The sequence below is a fragment of the Streptomyces sp. NPDC034086 genome, from assembly GCF_055575515.1.
The window spans coordinates 243,017-258,897 of the sequence record NZ_JBVISM010000003.1; the positions used below are offsets into that span (position 1 = coordinate 243,017).

The window sequence follows — 15,881 nt, forward strand, 5'->3', positions numbered from 1 at the left end:
CGTGGTCAGACCCCCAGCGGACGGGGATAGACCCGAAGGCTCATGTTGACCACTCCGGCGTCGGACCCGTCGGCGGTGCCCATGGCAGGTGTGATGGTCAGGCTGACGAGCGCACCGTGCGGTGCGGCGAGCTCCCAGTAGGCGATGCGGTAGGGGCGCTTCTCCCTCAGACGGCTCTCCGGCTTCGGGACGGCGTACGGAGGGAGCTCGTCGGGGAAGTCCGTCGAGTCCCAGGCGCCGTCCCAGGCCGGGGCGCCGAGTACCGAGGACACGGCGTCGCGGTAGAGGGGCCAGACCCGGTCGGCCTCGGCCAGCACCTGCGCGTTGCCCTCCGGGTTCATCGCCGACTCGCCCCACACCCAGTGCGACAGACTCTGCACGGGCGCCCAGCTGCCTCCCAGCGCGTTCAGCGTCATCGTGCCCCCGGTCCGCGTGACCACGTTGAGGACGTACTCGAACTGGGTCGGCGTCCAGCCGAACTGGGCACACCACTCATCCAGCCCCTGGCTGGGCAGGGGCGGCCCGTTCCAGACGGTCTCCCAGTGGACGTCGCTCAGCCCGCGCAGCTCGGTGACGAGTTCCTGCGGGGTGCGGTTCACCGGCGGTTCGAAGGGCGTGCCCATGTCGTGGTCTCTCTTTCTCGCGTCGCGTACGTCACAGCAGCCAACCGGGGCCGTCGAGCGCCCTCGGATCGGCCGGTCCGTGGAAGGTGAGCGAGATCGTCCCGCCCCCCGCGTACCCGCCCTCCCGGTGGTCCAGGTCGAGCACGATGACCGGGGCCAGCGGGTTGGGGTACCTCCACTGGGCCAGACGGTACGGGGCCCTGAGCTGCCGCCGCTCCTCGGCGTCGCCCCACCGGCCCGGAGCGGGCGGCTCCGGGAAGTCGGGGCTGTCCCAGGCGCCCTCCCAGCCCGCAGCGCCCAGCGCGGCGGTCATCCGGGCGAGGTGGGCCGCGTACCGGTCGAGAGCGACCGCCAGCACGGTCCCGCCTTCGGAGTCCCCGGCAGCCGCGACCTTCCAGACCGTGTACGACGCCCGGGTCACGGGCCGGCCGAGGCCGGCCCGTGATGCCAGGTGCAGGCGGCCGCCCCGCCGCGTACGCACCCACAGGCCCGACTGGGACCACAGCGGCTCCCAGCCGAAGCCCGCGCACCACTCGGCGCGCTCGGCCTCGCCGTCCGGTACGCCTGGCCACACGGCACGCCAGTCCACCCGCAGGAGCGCGCCCAGCTCGGCGGCGAGCTGCTGCGGGGGGTGGTCGGTGAGGACGCTTGCCATGCTCGGGCCTTCCTAGCGGGACACCCGGCCGTCGCCGCCGTCCCGCGGCGTCGGCGGGGTGGGCAGCGTCGGCGGGGTGGGCGGTGTCGGCGTGGCGCGCGGCTCGGGCGCGGGCACGCGCGGCTGCTGGCGCGCGGCTCCGTTGTCCGGCGGGTTGACGCGGCCCCTGGAGGAGCGGGGGTCCTGCTGCGCGGGGACGGCGGGCGCGGGGGCCGGTGCCGGTGCCGGCAGGGGCGGTGCGGGCTGCGGCCGCGGCACGTAGACCGACGGCGTACCACCGCCAACGAGACGGCCGCCGCTGCTCTGGGCCTGCTCGGCTTCTGCGGCTTGCCGCTCTCGCTTGGCCTCGACTGCCGCGTACTGTTCCGCGAGCTGGTCCTTCTGGACCGTCGCGGTCTGGTACGCGGTCTTGCGCTGTTCACGCTTGGAGGGCTGGGGGGTGGAGAGCTTGCCCTCCTTCTGCCACCGGCCGTCGTTCTTCTTGTTGTCGTAGGTCCGTGCAGCGGCCAGTGTGCCCTTCTTCGCCACCCTCGCCGTGCCGCCGGCGACACGGCCCGTCGCCTTCGCGGCGCCGGCCGCGGCCCCAGGGGCGTACTGGCCCAGCTTGCCGCCCACCGTGTTCGCCATGTCCCCGACGCCCAGCGCGTCCTGGGCGCCGGCGATCTGCGGACTGTAGGCCCCCGACAGCAGCTTCTTCAGCATCATCACGACGGCGACGGTGACCAGCAGCAGCATCAGCAGCTGCATGCCGAGGGAGATCTTGGCGGGCAGGATCATCTGGTAGAGCACCAGGAGAACCGTCAGGATGACGCCGAAACCGGCACGGAGCACGAAGCTGTGGATGAACGTCTGCAGCCAGCCCTTGAGCACCTTCTGCTGGGACGGGTGGATGCCGATCGTGGCGATCAGCGGCAGCATGATGATCATGATGAGGGTGACGGCGTGCCACAGCAGCGTGAGCGCGCTGAGCACGATCACCATGATGCCGACGATCAGCGCGGCGATCAGGGAGTAGACGGCCAGCCCGATCCGGTTCCCGGCGTTGCGCCCCGCCCATTCGTCGAACGCGACGGGGTAGACGCGCTTCTTCGGGTCATCGCTCTCCTGGTTGGCGCCCTTACCGCCGGCCATGTCCTGGCGGACGCCGTACCAGTCCTTCTTGTACTTGTCCTCGGTACTGACCTCCTTGGTGACGTCGATATTGGTCATGGACTGCGAGACCATCTGACGGACGCGCAGGTCCTCGCAACGAGCGCCCTTGCCGTAGTCGCATTCGGTGGCGGCGCTGGCCGGCCGGCAGGTGCCGTTGACCACCTCGCCGCCGCCCTCCCTCTTGAAGATGCAGTTCGTGCCGCCCGGACCGAACTGACCCAGCGCCCAGGGCCGGAACGCCATCGTGTCGTACATGGCACAACTCGAGATGCGCAGACCACGATTGGGGGCATTGGGGGGCAGGTCGCAGGGCGGCTGCATCTCGTCCGCCATGCCGCTGAGCACCGCTTCGCTGAGGTAGCTGTTGGCTGCGGCGATACCGGTGTCCGCCTCGTCGATCACCTTGCGGAAGTTGCCGCCGGTCAGGAGGGCCACGACCGCGATCGAGGTCAGGGCTGCCCAGCCGACGCCGGACCAGGCTTCACGCATCTCGCCCTTGCGCCACTTGCCGAAGACCCATATGCCGGTAAGAGCGATCATGACCGGGACGGCGGGGATGAAGACCTTCACCTTCAGCGTGTCCACGACGTTGTCGCGTCCGCTGTACAGCCCGCTGAGAGGCCTCGGGTTGGAAGCGAACTCCTTGATCGATATGGCCACTCGCGTCAGGATCTTCGTGCCGTCGAAGACCAGGTTCGCGATGCCGTTGTTGACGAAGTCCATGATCTCGCAGTTGTCGGCGCCACTGGCGTCCACGCGTGCGTCGGTCTGGGAGGCGTCGCCGATGCCACGCTGCGTGCCGGACCAGTTCATGCCGCGCACGCCGTTCAGCTCGTACATGGTGTACTGGTTGGCTCCACGGGGCATGTTGACCGCGCCGGTCACCATGCCCGTGGTGTCGTTGAGGTTCTTGGCGCGCTGGGCTTCGTTCTCCCACTGGTTGACTGCGGGGAACCATCCCTCGCCGTTGGCGCCCGGTTGGTCCAGCTCGTAGGCGTCGTCCCCGGTGAAGCTGCACGAGAAGTCCGCGGACGCCGTTGCGGGAGCCGCCAGCGTGAGCGCGATCAGGGCGAGGACCACGAACACACCGGCCCTGGCGGCCCGGCCGGCTGCCTTCACCCGGTTGCGGAACGTCGCGCCTTCGGTGGCAGTTCCGCGTGACTTGGCGCTACGGCGCAAGAACATCGGCTTCCTTCTGGGTTTCCGCAAGGGACGGGGCGCGGGCTGGGACGGCCTGTGGGCTACGAGGGGAGGAAGTCGGTCACGAAGCACCCCTTGACCAGTTCCTCGTTGACCTTGTAGCCGCTGGGGATTTCGGCCTTGAACTTGGCGTTGCAGGACATCAGGAAGAGCCCGGCCTGCTTCAGGCCCCTGGCGCCGTCGTCGCTGCCGGATACGACCGCGAAGTCCTGCCCGACGAAATAGCCCGTGTCGAAGTCCGCGTCGCCTTGCAGGGCCTTCTGGTTCGCCTCCTGGAACTTCTTCATGTCGGACAGGAGCAGCAGGGTGGCGTACTTGCCCCGCTCGTCCTTGCAGGTCGCCGTCTCCTTGACGGCGAACGCGGGCTCCTTGAGGCGCTTGTCGGCGTCCTTCCCCATGCGGCCCGCCTCGAGCTCGCGGCAGGTCCCACCGTTGTTGATCAGCTTTTCGATACCGGCGATGTTCTCTGCCTTCGGCAGGCCCAGGGCTGCCAGCGGCGCGTCTTCCCCTTGCCCGCCGCAGCCGGTCAGTGCCGTCAGTGCGACGGCCGCGGTCACGGCGGTGAAGGTCTTGGTCAAACGCATGGTGTCTCCTGGGGTGTGGCGTTCGGATGGGCGTCGGCGCGGAGTGTCGCTACCGTGTGGCAGCCGGCTCAGCTTCGGCCGACGACCGCTCCTCGCGCGCGGCCTCCTGCATGAAGGTCCAGTCCCACACGCTGAGCGGCGGGTCGACGGACTGGCGGCCGGGGCGGGTGGTGCCGTTGGTGTCCGTGGCGGCGAGGATCTCCTGGAAGACCAGGTCCACCGCGACCGTGCCGACCCGCTTGTCCACGTCCCGCTGCAGGCAGACACCCGTCCGCAGTTCCTGGAGGGAGTCGGACACCTTGGTGTCGCTCTCCGGCCGGCCGAGCAGCGGGGCCACCAGCGAGGCCTCCTGGGCGGACTTCTGCTTGAAGGCGAAGACGGTGTGGATCTGGTTGGCGCCACCGCTGCGGGCCTCGGAGTCCTCGATCTGGACGAGGTCGATGGCCTGCTGCGTGATCAGCACGATGACCGCCAGGTACGAGCGGCCCTGCTTGAGCGCGCGCCGCATCAGGTCGCGGCCGCTCTCGGTCGCGGTCACGACGTACGCCTCGTCGACGAACAGCGCCTTGGGCCGCAGTCCGACCTCGCCCGTCACGGGGTTCTTCTCGTAGCCGACGTCGAGCATCTGGCTGCCCAGCTCCACGACCGCCATCAGCGCCGTCGCGGCCAGCCGCTCGGCCGGGTTCCAGCTGCGCGGGTCGGAGGAGGCCGGGGTCTGGAAACCGCGCAGGGTGATCACCGTGCGGCGCTTGCGCATCGCGGACAGCGTCTGCGGCTTCTCCGCGAAGGCGAGTCGCGCGTACGGCAGGGTACGCAGCTCGGTGAGCAGCATCTGGGCGAGCTTGAGGTCCTTCACGGCCTCGCGGTCGCCGCTCGCCACCGCGTCGTCGTAGGCGCGTACGACCTCGTCGACGACCTGCCACAGCGTCGGCCGCGGAACCTGCCGTTCGGCGTCACGCGCGCTCAGGCCCTGTTCGGTGGCCTGCCGGATCGCGGAGTTGTACCAGCCGACCACCGTGGCCATCGCCTCGATGACGGGCAGGCGCACCCGCTGGTAGTCCTCGTCACCGAGGAAACCGCGCAGCATGGTCTCGGCGAGCAGTCGTCCGGAGGGCACGTCGCGGGCGACCACCCACGGGTCGAGCACGCCGGCCTGTCCCTTGAGGAGGTCGACGACCTCGGTTTCGGCCCAGAACTCCGGGTTCACCGGCTGGAAGCGGCTCTGCGGGGTGCCGAGCAGGCCCGCCTCGGCGTCGAGGGGGAACTCGGGGTCGTTGACCTGGGATCCGAAGGCCAGGTAGTAGCAGAGCTGGGCGAAGTCGGTCTTGGGGTCGATGACCAGGCAGCGCACGCCCGACTCCGACTCCTCGTAGAACTTCTGCAGGGCCAGCGAGGACTTGCCACCGCCGGACGCGCCGACGATGGCCACGCCACCGCCGTCGTTGCGGGCGGGGCCGACGTGCAGCGAGTAGTGGACCGGGGTCTTGCCGGCCCAGCCGACCAGGTTGCCGACCCAGCCGAGCTGCTTGCCCGACCGGCGCTCGGGGTTGTCGCCCAGCTCGGTGCCGGCCGTGGGCAGTCCGGCGCCGAGCTGCTCGACCTCCTGGAGCCGCAGGTACGGCGCGATCGGCAGCTTGGGCGCGTCACCCGGCAGCTGCGACTGCAGCAGGCGCCACTGCTGGCGGCTCGGGCGCAGCAGGGTGACCTTGAGGTCCTGCTTGAACTGCATCTCCAGGACGCGGCGGCGCCTCTCGAGTTCGGTGAGGTCGGGGGCGGAGATGGTGAAGCGTATCTGCGCCTCCATGCCCGGCATCTTGTGCTCTTCCACGTCGTCGACGAGGTTCTGGGCACGGGTGACCTGGGCGGCGAGCTGGGTGCCGGGGGCACGGCCGGAGTTGGCCATGTCGTTCATCTCGTCGACGAGGTTGCCGCTGATCTTCTTCGCCCGGTCCTGGAACTTCAGGTACGGGATGAGGGTGAACCGCATGTCGATCTCGACCGGGAAGTCGACGTGCTGTGCCGCGTAGCGGGCCCACGCGGTGGACTGCCGGAAACGGGTCTCGGTGGGCCAGCTGGCCGCGACGAGGGTGGTCGTGTAGCTGGTGCGCCGCTCGCCGGTCATCTCGTCGTACTGGTGCAGCACGATGTGCGTCTTGCGGTTCTCACCGGAGAAGTCGACGACCAGGTCGAACTGGTCGGGGCCCCAGGCCCGGCTGCCGAGCACCGGCTCGGCGGGAATCGGCAGGTCGCCGTGGAGCGGCTTGCGGATCAGCCAGACCAGTTCCTCCCGGCTCAGCGGGCTGCCGCCGAGGCCCTCGAGGCCCTCGTGGATCTCGCGGGCGACCTGGGTCCAGCGGGCCAGCAGCTCCGGCGACAGGTACTCGTCGTGCACGCCCGTGGCACCGGCCGCGGCCGCGTCGGCGGCGTCGCGCACCGAGCGCGTGACGCCCGACTCCTCGACCGGGTCGTCCCCGCCGGGGAGCACCCCTTGGTCGTTGCCGGACTTCCGCTTCATCGAACCCAGCTTGACCAGCAGGATGTTGCGCTCGCGCTGCGCGCCGATGCGCTCCTGGTACTCGGCCTTGCGGAAGTTGTACGCCTTGTAGTTCTCCGTCGGCTCCCAGGCCACGGCGTTGAGCTGCTCGGCCCAGTCCTGTGCGGTGATCGGCCGGTACACCTTGCGGTAGTGGCACTCGACGTTGCGGTCGCCGCGGGCGAGGTTGAGCAGCGCGCGGGCCGGGGCCTCGGCCATGGCCTGGAGCTCGACGGCGTTGAGGTACTCGTCGATGGCCGTGGGCAGGGCGATGCCCGTCCAGACGGAGTCCCCGTGGACGAAGATCATGTCGTCGGCGTACCGGTAGGGCAGCCGCATCTCCTCGCGCCGCTTGGCCGGGGCCTGGCCACGGGAGGAGGAGCCGCCGCGCGGCTTCCCCGGGCTGCCGGAGCCGCCGTTCTTGGCCCCGGCGTTCTTCTTCGAGGAAGTGGACGCGAGGAGCATGGCGATCAGGAAGAAAGCGACCGCCCCGCCAAAAAAGATCAGCACGAACATGGAGGAGTCATCCTGCGGTCTCGGTGGTTGCGGTCTCGGCGGGTGCGCTGGGTGAGGGCGCGACCGGGGGTGGAGCGGACGCGGCGTACGAGGAGCCGTGCAGGGCCGCCGTCACGAGTGCCGCGTCGTACCGCTTGTGCCAGCGGCTCGCGCCCGGCTGCCAGAGAATGACCTGCCAGTGCAGCTCTTCCGGCTCGCGGTCCGCGGCCAGGCCCTGGAGGCGCTTGGGCTGCATCCAGTAGTCGGCCCACACCACCACCTGCTGGCTGAGGGTGAGGGACGAGGGCAGCGGCCGGCCCCAGACGAAGTAGACGCCGACCGGCGGCCCGAGGTACAGGACCGACGTGATGAGCGACAGGCCCAGGAAGGGCAGGAGGGCCGACAGCGTCAGCAGCAGCACGAACCACAGCACGCCGAAACCGAAGGCGGCGCCCAGGGCGGGCAGGAGCAGACCGGGAAGCGGGATGTTGCCCCAGTTCCAGATGCGCTTGGGCCGGTTCAGCAGGTCCGTGTGGTCGTAGGCGACCATGGGCGCCGGTGCGTCCGGCGTGTCCTGCGTCATCAGTCGGTCCCCCTCTCTGGTGTGGCTGCGTGCTCCGCGCCGCGATCGCGGGCGGCACGTCTACGGTCGCTGGCCGGGTGCCGTTCCTCACGGCCCCTCCCGGGGATCAGCCCTTGCCGCCGATCTGCTCGCCGAGGCTGATGAGCATTCCGGCGAGACCGGCGGCGCCACCGATGATGAACGCGGCCAGCGCGATCATGCCGAAGCCCTGGAAGGCCTCGCGCATGCCGTCGCCGCGCTTCATCGACAGCAGCATCCGGATGCCGAGGATGAGGAGGGCGCAGGAGGCCACCGTGAGGCCCAGGCCGGCCAGGATCCCCTGGATCTTGCCGAACATGCCTTCGAGGGTCGTTGCTGCCAGGATCATGGCGTGTCCTTCGTTGTGAGGGGCGTACGGATGGGTGTCGCGTCGGGCAGGAGGGCCGGTACGCCGCCGTGCGCGATGACGCGTCAGTGGGCCGACGGGGAAGCCGACGGCTTGGGCGATGGGGAGGCGCCGGGGGAGGCCGGGCCGGACGGGGAAGCCGAGGCGGACGGGGCGGGCGGGGTGTTCCCTCCGGTGGCCGGGGTGGCGCTCGGGGAGGCCGTGGCGGGTGTGTCCGCCCGTCCGCCCGTGGGGTCCATGACACCGCCGCGGATGTCCTTGATGAACCAGCCCTGCGCCGTGTTCACCACGGTCACCCGGTACGAGCGCTTCAGGGCCAGCTCCGCCTTCGCGTCCTCGGCCCCTCCGCCGCCCCAGACGACGGTCACCCGCGCCGGGACCGCCTGGCCCTGGCTGTACGTGACCTTCTTGCCGGCTTCGGTGCCCTCGGGCGCCAGCGCCTGGACCTCCTGGACCACCGGTGAGTTCAGCACGCCGGCCAGGCCCGCGACCGCCGCGGGGGTGGCGTCGGGGGTGGTGAAGCGGGTCAGGGCGGTGGTGTCGGACGCGGCCCACGCCTTGAAGTAGCCGGCCAGGACCTGGTCCCTGAGCTGCGCGGAGAGTTCCTGGTCGACGACCTCTTCGCCCTTCTCCAGCGCGGGCGCGGCGTCGCGGATCGGCAGCGGCATCTCGCCGACGTTGCCGACGACCCGCAGCCCGGACGCACCGGCGAGGTCCTTGACGTACACCGGTACGGACAGGGTGGTGGTGCGGCCGCCGGTGTAGGTGACCTGGATGTTGAGGTACCGGCCGTTCTTCCCGTACTCGGGGAGCTCTTCGACGGTCCCGTCCCAGTTCGCCTGCTTGACCTGCTGCTTGCCCTTCCCGTTCCAGCCGCAGTCGCGGTCGACGCCGGCCGAGATGTAGCGGGAGAGGGATTCGCGGCGCTTGTCGGTGGTCTCCGGCGAGTACGTCATGCAGAGGGACGCGTACTCCTCGGCGAAGACCGCCGCCGACTGGACCGGGAAGTCGGTGAGGCGGTAGCGGTCCAGGTCCTTGCCGTCCAGGGCGGCGGGCTTCACGGAGACGGAGGACCTGCCGATGACCAGGCCCGTGACACCGCACGACCCGAGCGCGAACGCGCAGGCGGTGATCATCAGGGTCGCGCGCAGGGCGACGTGCGTGCTCCTGCCGTTCGAGGGCAGCCGGCCTCCGGGGCGGGGCACCTCGAACCGGGCTTGCGGCCCCTTGGCGCCGCTGCGCTCGGGCGCGGCCACGGCGGCGGCGGACGGGGGCGCGGCGGAAGCGGGTGCGGCGGAAGCGGGTGCGGCGGCAGGAGCCGCGGCGGCAGCGGGTGCGGCCGCGGCGGCCGGTATCCCGGCGGCGGGAGCCTTCCCGCCCCCCTTGCGGCTCTCGCGCGCGGCCTTCTTGCTCTCGTACGCGGCCTTGCGGGCCGCCTTCTTGCGTTCGTACTCGGCCTTGCGCTCGGCCTTCGCCTGCTCCCGCTTGTCCTTCTTCGACTCGGCGGCGGGCCGGTCCGCGCGCGGCGGCAGGTTCGGTACGGCCGCCTGACCCGGCGGCACGTTGGACTGCGGGGCCACGCGCACCCACGCGGCGGCCACCTGGCTGCGGGCCGCCTCGGCGGAGAGCTGGGGCACGGCCGGGGAGTCGTACGGACCCGGCGCCTGCTGCGCGGGGTGCCCGGCGGGCCGGTCCTCGCCGATCCCGTCCGCAGAACTGCTGTGGTCCGTCATCGAGTCGGTTCTCTCCCCGCGTGTGATCCCCGTCCGCCGGTCGGGCGTGCGGCGGGCCCTGGCGAGACCAGGTGCGGACGGCAGTGTGGCAAATCGAGCTGACATTCCCCTCTCGCTTTTCCTCGCGGGGAGAGGTGAGGAAAAAATAAGGAATCCCGGTGAGGAAAACCGAGGGGCGGCGGCGCGGCCACCCGCCCACGACTCCGTCACAATGCCGGGTTGTGCCCCAGTCGCGGGCGCGGAGCCGTCCCCGACCTCCCGAAGGACGAGAGTTGAGCGAGCAGAAGCTTCACCCGTGGCAGGACGCGGGCACCGCCCCCGAGGCCCCCGAACCGCCGTTGGTGGAGGCCGAGCACGCCTGGATCTCCGGCTACGAGCCGGGAAACCCCTGGCAGTCGAAGCTCTGCCTGCGCACCCCGCACGGCACGGTCGCGTACCCCCTGACCCCGCACACCATGCCGGACCTCCTGGAGGGCCTGGTGGTGGTCGCGCAGGAGCAGCAGGGGGTGACGGGGGCGGACGCCCTGTACGACTCCGAGGCCGCCGAGCCCGAGGACGACGCGGAACCTCATGAGACGGCGGAGACCCCGAGCATCCACACCGGCCGCGCGGCACGACTGACCGGCTGGGCCGTGGTCCACGAACTGTGGGAGCGGGAGGACCCGAAGGTCCGCCTCATCATGGGCGCGGTCGTCGTCGCCCTCTTCGTGTTGGGGATCTTGCTTTCCTGACGGGATACCGTCAACCGCACGCCACGCACGAAGGAGCCCCAACATGCTGACGGAGACCACCGGCCGGACGCCCCAGGACCTTGCCGCCGAACTGACCGGCCTGCGCGCCGTCAACGACTGGCCGTCGGTCTGGGCGGGCCCGCCGCAGGGCGGGACGGCGGAGTTCGACGCGTGGTGCGAGCGCTACGGCTGGGAACCGCTGACCTTCGACCGGCAACTGCGCGTACGGACGCGCAGCGGCGGGCGGTGGACCTTCTACGACCGCCTGGGTGGCCAGTGGAGCCCCCTGGCCAGCCTCGTGCACTACACCTGGCAGCTCAAGGCCGAATCCGCGGCGGAGAACAGTGCCGTCTTCGACACCATGACCTCCACCTGGCCGGACTTCCTCGGTGCTGCCGTGGGTGTGCTCGGCGCTCCCACGTGGACCGGCGACTGGGATGCCGTCGACTTCCCCGAGCCGCCCGATCCGTCGTACTGGTCCGACCGGGACGAGCGGATGCTCAACCGTGAGCCCTATCGCTTCGCCTACTGGGCACCTGAGGGCGGCGTCCCGGGCCGGCCGTACGTCGTGCTCGCACAGTCGGTGTCGTTCCCCACCTGGACCACCGACATGGCAGGCGGCGCGGCTGTCTCCCTCGAGGTGTACCCGCCCGCTGAGTCCACGGAGTCCGGCCAGTGACGCGTGCCGACCGGCCGACACGAGCGGAGATCGACCGCGCCAGAGCCCTCGAGGACGCGTACCAGGCGGGCCGTCCGCTTCCCCCGGACAGGGTCAAGCAGGCCGTCCACCGCTTGTACGGGGACTGGATCGCGGCGGGAGGCGAAACCGAGTTCAAGGACGTGCTGGCCTTCGCCGCCCACGTGGCGGAGACCGAGTCGCCCACGGTCGAGGGCCGCGGGGACGTCCGCGCGCTCTGGTCCTGGAAGTCTCAGCCGGAAGGCGCCCCGGGCCTGATCGGCAACCGGTTCCTGGCACAGGCATGTGGTGAGAGCCGTGGGTACCAGGTTCTCGAGGACACCCCGGTGGGCCGCAGGCTGGAGTCGTACGAGCTGTGGGACCCCAAGGTGCAGCAGGCGCTCGTCAAGCGGTTCGGCCTCGACGAGGAAGCCGTGTCGAGCACTGCCCCCAAGGTCTGGGACACCGCCTCGGAGCAGTACGCCAAGGCGGCCACCGGAGAGATCGCCGTCTTCGCGGCCGACATCGGCGCAGGCTCCGTCCTGGGCAGAATGGAGATGCCGCGGATCATCGGTCCCGAAGGCGTCGGCAAGGAGGCCGTGCGGTTCTCGATCGACTTCCCCCACCACGCGCACCTTCCGGCGGACATGTACGACCTGTTGGCCGACGACGCCGTCCGTTGCCAGCTGCGGTTGGAGGACTATCACCCGGAGGCGACGACGCCCGAGGAGTTCGCCAAGAAGCTCGCCGCCATCGACGTCCCCGAGCACATGAGGCAGGCCCACGCCGCGGCGGTCGCCAAGCTGAGCACTGCCAAGAGCTACAAGGATCTCGAAACACCACCGCCCGGGCTCACCGAACCCGGGCCCGTCCAGACCGAGTCGGCGCAACCCGAACGGACCGGACCCGAAACCCGGCACCCCGGCTCCATGGAACACGAGTCGGAGGAGCCCGCGCCCGCCCAGCCCGGGCAGAAGGAGCCCGCAGCCGGGCAGCCGGCGCCCGAAGCCACGGCGCCCGCCCGGCCCGAGCCTCATGTTCCCGTGCACGGGGCCTCGTTCCTGCACGGTGCGACCCTTCCCCGCACCCTCGTCGTACCGCCCCGCCCGGCCCCGGCCGTGGCGAGTACGCACGGCGTGATGAACCCGGCGGTCGAGGCCGCCCCCAAGACCCCGGAGATCGACCTGTGACCGGCCCCGAAGCGGTACCCGCCCCCGGCGAGCAGGTCGAGCTGTACTTCTCCGACGTCTTCGCCTTCGTCAGCGAGTTCCTCGCCCCGACCGTCCGCCGCCGCCTCAACGGTTCCTCCGCCACCTGGTGCCCCCGCTGGTGGGAGCACCCCGAAGCGGGCGCGCGCCTCTCCGCGCTCTGGCTCGCCTGGGAACAGCTGCGCCTGGAGCCCACCCTCGGCCTGTCCACGTGGTGGCTGCACCACGCCGACCCGCACCTGAGGGTGCTCATGGACACGGACCTCGGCCCGTTCGCGGCCTGCTCCCCCAAGGTGGGCGGACACACCGCGTACCCCTTCGACCCGCTCCCGCTGGAGGAGTACGACCCCGAGGCCCAGCCCTTGTGAGAGAACGGTGAGGACCCGGTCGGCGTCCTCACCGTTCCCCCACAAGCCCAACCCCCCACCGCCCACACCGTTTTCCTGACGCCCTCCCCCCGCTTTTCCTCAACTTTCCCCACGAGGAATTCGCGCGCTCCGCCAGCCGTCCCGCCACCTACCGTGTCTCGGCGACCTGACTGACTGAGGGAGGGCCGGGACGGTGGACTCACCCGCCGAGAACAAGCGAAGTGCGGTACTGGCGCTGGCACTACTGGGTGTCCTGCTGGTCGGCAGCCTCGTCGTGCTCACCGTCTTCAGCGGCGAGGACGAACCCGCGGCCGACGCCAAGCCCAAGGCGTCCGCCACACGGGGCACGGGCGCGGCCGCCGGCGCGGGCGCGGGCGCCGGTCCCGCCGCCGGAGCGGCCGCGCCGCAGTCCGGGTCGGCCGCCGGAGTGCCCCCCATCGTCCAGCCGGCCGACCTCGCGGAGGCCCACCGCGCGATGGCCGACTACATGGCGGGCCTCAACACCTTCAAGTACACCGACAACACCGGCTCCTGGGCACCCCGTCTGCTGGCCCTCACCGACGGCGGCGAGACGATGAAGAAGCTGACCGTGCTGCCGGCCGACAAGGCATGGGCCACCTGTCAGCAGGCCAAGTGCTCCTCCGCGGGGCGGGCCACCGTACGCAGGGACGCGCTGATCGCCGACGAACTCACGCGCGGCAGCGGCCAGGCGATCTCGAGCGTGGTGGAAGTGACCGCGACCCGCTCGAGCGACGGCCGCAAGACCGAGACCGAGACCAACACCTGGCTGGTGAGCGCCCGCAAGAGCGGCGGGACGTGGCAGGTGAACGGCTTCGACATCTACGGCCTGGGCAACGTGGGCGCGCCCGAGCCCAAGGGAGGGTGAGGCACCCGTGGTGGCTCCTGCCGTACTGGCGGCGGCGTCAAAGGCGGCCAAGGTGGCGAAGGCCGCCAAGAGCGCGGCCCAGGTCGCGTCGGGACAGGGCGGCAAAGGCGGAGGCGGGAAGAAGAACAACCTCAAGTGGGTGTTGATCATCGCCGGCGTCGGCTCGCTGCCGACCCTGGGCGTCGTCTTCCTCGTCATGCTCCTGATCATGGCCCTCGTGGGCGGCCTCGGCGGCGGCGCCGCCCAGGCGGCCTGCGGCAACTACGGGGAGAACGCGGGATCGGGCAACACGGGCGACAAGGCCGCGACGAACCCGATCATGCCCGCGGGCAAGATGTACATGCCGAGCGACACCGCCCGCGACGAGATACCCCCGAAGATGATCCTCGCCTCGATGCGGGCGGCCGCGCGCTACGACGGCCTCGACTGGACGATCATCGCCGGGCAGATGTACCAGGAGACGAGGTACGGCCAGGACAAGTCCGCGGCCCCCGGCGGCGACAACGGCTTCGGCTACAAGGGCCTGCTGCAGTTCGGTGACTGGGCCTGGGGCCAGTACGGCGAGGACGGCAACGGCGACGGCCAGAAGGACCGCTACAGCATCGACGACCTGGCCTTCGCCGCGGCCAACTACATGCACGCCCTGAAGGTGGAGAGCAACGCCTGGGACGCGCTGCTCGGTTACTCCGGCTCGCTCAAGACCAACACCGTCTACCCCCGCGTGGTCCTCACCCAGGCCGCCCGCTACCGCGGCACCCTCACCAGCGACAAGGACCTCATCAACCGCTGGTACGCGCACTTGAAGGCCACCGTCGAGAAGAATCCTTCCTTCCCGGTCCTGGGCAAGGCCTCGGACATCCCCGAGCCCGTCGGCAACGACGCCCAGCCGAGCGAGGCGCTGAGCATCCGCTCCAAGGGCCCCCACAGCTGGTCCACCCCGCCCCTCGCCGGAGGCGGACAGGGCGGCACGACGACGGCCATGGCGCCGATGGGCTTCTCCCGTCCGCTCGCGGCCCCGTTCCGCCCGGACGACCCGCCCGCGACGACCAGCGGCAAGGACTGGCAGTGGCCGATGAAGGAGGGCACCTACAAGCTCGGCACCAAGTACCACCAGGAGGGCCCGCACTGGAGCCTCGGCTACCACACCGGGGTCGACCTGGAAGCGCCCACCGGCACCCCGATCCACGCCCCGGCCGACGGCAAGGTCGTGAAGGTCGCCAGCGGCGGCGCGTACGGCAACCAGACGCGCCTGGAGCACGCCAACGGCGTCATCACCCTGTACGCCCACCAGAGCAGCATCTCCGTGAAGACGGGCGACACCGTCAAGCGCGGCGACCAGATCGGCAAGGTCGGTGAAACGGGCAACGTGACCGGCGCGCACCTCCACTGGGAGGTGCTGATGCCGGGCGTCGACGACCCCTTCCGCAGTGGCCAGGACAACGGCCCGGGCCAGATCGACCCGGCGGCATGGCTGGCCGGCAAGATCACCGCAAGCCCCGACTACGGCGGCGTTCCCGGAGGCAGTGGCAACGGCAAGGACGCCGACTACCGCAGCTGCGCCGAGAACGGCAAGGGCACGGCCGTCCCGCCGGACGGCGCCGGCTCGACCGGACCCCTGCCCGACGTCGACGACACGGTCGTCCGCTCGGCGCTCGCCTGGGCCCAGCGCGGCATCGGCAAGCCCTACAAGTGGGGCGCCCCCCGCCTCCAGGGCGACCACCCGACGTCCTTCGACTGCTCCAGCTTCACGCAGTGGATGTACTACCAAGCCAGCGGCGGCAAGATCAACATCGGTTCCACCACCTACGACCAGCAGCCCAACCTCGCGAAGTACAAGGTCGACCTGAGCCAGTCCAAGCCGGGTGACGTGATCTTCTTCCAGCCCAGCGGCCAGAACCGCTCCGAGCACGTCGGCATCGTCTGGGATGCCGCCAAGCACACGATCCTGCACGCCCCCAGGCCGGGCAAGAACGTCGAGTTCAGCAACTGGGAGTGGCAGGGCGAGATCACGGGCGTCTACCGGGTGCCCACGGCCGGGAGCTTCCCCTAGACCAGCGGCGCGCACAGCG

The 15,881-nt window shown here is 70.8% G+C and carries 14 protein-coding genes; 6 read left to right on the plus strand and 8 right to left on the minus strand.

What is annotated here, in order from left to right:
• Nucleotides 1–5 precede the first annotated feature (5 nt).
• The 8 genes from ACZ514_RS11025 to ACZ514_RS11060 form a co-directional block, all read right to left on the minus strand.
• On the minus strand, nt 6–623 hold the full coding sequence (locus tag ACZ514_RS11025) for a hypothetical protein (protein WP_469124567.1): 618 nt from the start codon (nt 621–623) through the stop codon (nt 6–8).
• A gap of 31 nt (nt 624–654) precedes the next feature.
• Nucleotides 655–1,278, minus strand: a complete 624-nt coding sequence (locus ACZ514_RS11030) for a hypothetical protein (RefSeq protein ID WP_468163730.1) — start codon at nt 1,276–1,278, stop codon at nt 655–657.
• Nucleotides 1,279–1,290: 12 nt separating this feature from the next.
• Nucleotides 1,291–3,615, minus strand: coding sequence for a hypothetical protein (locus ACZ514_RS11035; RefSeq protein WP_469124568.1), 2,325 nt, complete (start codon nt 3,613–3,615; stop codon nt 1,291–1,293).
• Nucleotides 3,616–3,671: 56 nt separating this feature from the next.
• On the minus strand, nt 3,672–4,214 hold the full coding sequence (locus ACZ514_RS11040; protein WP_468163734.1) for a hypothetical protein: 543 nt from the start codon (nt 4,212–4,214) through the stop codon (nt 3,672–3,674).
• Nucleotides 4,215–4,263: 49 nt separating this feature from the next.
• Nucleotides 4,264–7,263 carry an ATP-binding protein gene (locus ACZ514_RS11045; RefSeq protein ID WP_468163736.1) on the minus strand — a complete coding sequence of 1,000 codons (3,000 nt, stop codon included), beginning with the start codon at nt 7,261–7,263 and terminating at the stop codon, nt 4,264–4,266.
• Nucleotides 7,264–7,270: 7 nt separating this feature from the next.
• The gene (locus ACZ514_RS11050; protein WP_468163738.1) at nt 7,271–7,825 is read right to left on the minus strand and encodes a hypothetical protein; all 555 of its coding nucleotides are present in this window, start codon (nt 7,823–7,825) and stop codon (nt 7,271–7,273) included.
• 106 nt (nt 7,826–7,931) lie between these two features.
• A complete protein-coding gene (locus tag ACZ514_RS11055) occupies nt 7,932–8,192 on the minus strand; it encodes a hypothetical protein (protein ID WP_388933220.1) in 261 nt (86 codons plus the stop codon).
• Nucleotides 8,193–8,275: 83 nt separating this feature from the next.
• On the minus strand, nt 8,276–9,943 hold the full coding sequence (locus tag ACZ514_RS11060; protein ID WP_469124569.1) for a conjugal transfer protein: 1,668 nt from the start codon (nt 9,941–9,943) through the stop codon (nt 8,276–8,278).
• 272 nt (nt 9,944–10,215) lie between these two features.
• Between ACZ514_RS11060 and ACZ514_RS11065 the strand changes: the two genes are divergently transcribed.
• From ACZ514_RS11065 to ACZ514_RS11090, 6 genes are all read left to right on the plus strand, one after another.
• A complete protein-coding gene (locus ACZ514_RS11065; RefSeq protein ID WP_468163742.1) occupies nt 10,216–10,674 on the plus strand; it encodes a hypothetical protein in 459 nt (152 codons plus the stop codon).
• Between the two features lie 43 nt (nt 10,675–10,717).
• Complete coding sequence (locus tag ACZ514_RS11070; protein WP_469124570.1) at nt 10,718–11,353, plus strand: hypothetical protein; 636 nt, start codon at nt 10,718–10,720, stop codon at nt 11,351–11,353.
• Nucleotides 11,350–12,540, plus strand: coding sequence for a hypothetical protein (locus tag ACZ514_RS11075; protein ID WP_468163746.1), 1,191 nt, complete (start codon nt 11,350–11,352; stop codon nt 12,538–12,540). Before ACZ514_RS11070 ends, ACZ514_RS11075 begins: the two co-directional genes overlap by 4 nt.
• Nucleotides 12,537–12,926 carry a DUF4913 domain-containing protein gene (locus tag ACZ514_RS11080; protein ID WP_468163748.1) on the plus strand — a complete coding sequence of 130 codons (390 nt, stop codon included), beginning with the start codon at nt 12,537–12,539 and terminating at the stop codon, nt 12,924–12,926. The genes ACZ514_RS11075 and ACZ514_RS11080 overlap by 4 nt, the downstream gene beginning before the upstream one ends.
• Nucleotides 12,927–13,119: 193 nt before the next feature.
• Entirely contained in the window at nt 13,120–13,812 is a 693-nt protein-coding gene (locus ACZ514_RS11085; protein ID WP_468163750.1) for a hypothetical protein, read from the plus strand.
• Between the two features lie 7 nt (nt 13,813–13,819).
• Nucleotides 13,820–15,862, plus strand: coding sequence for a peptidoglycan DD-metalloendopeptidase family protein (locus ACZ514_RS11090; protein ID WP_469124571.1), 2,043 nt, complete (start codon nt 13,820–13,822; stop codon nt 15,860–15,862).
• Nucleotides 15,863–15,881 lie beyond the last annotated feature (19 nt).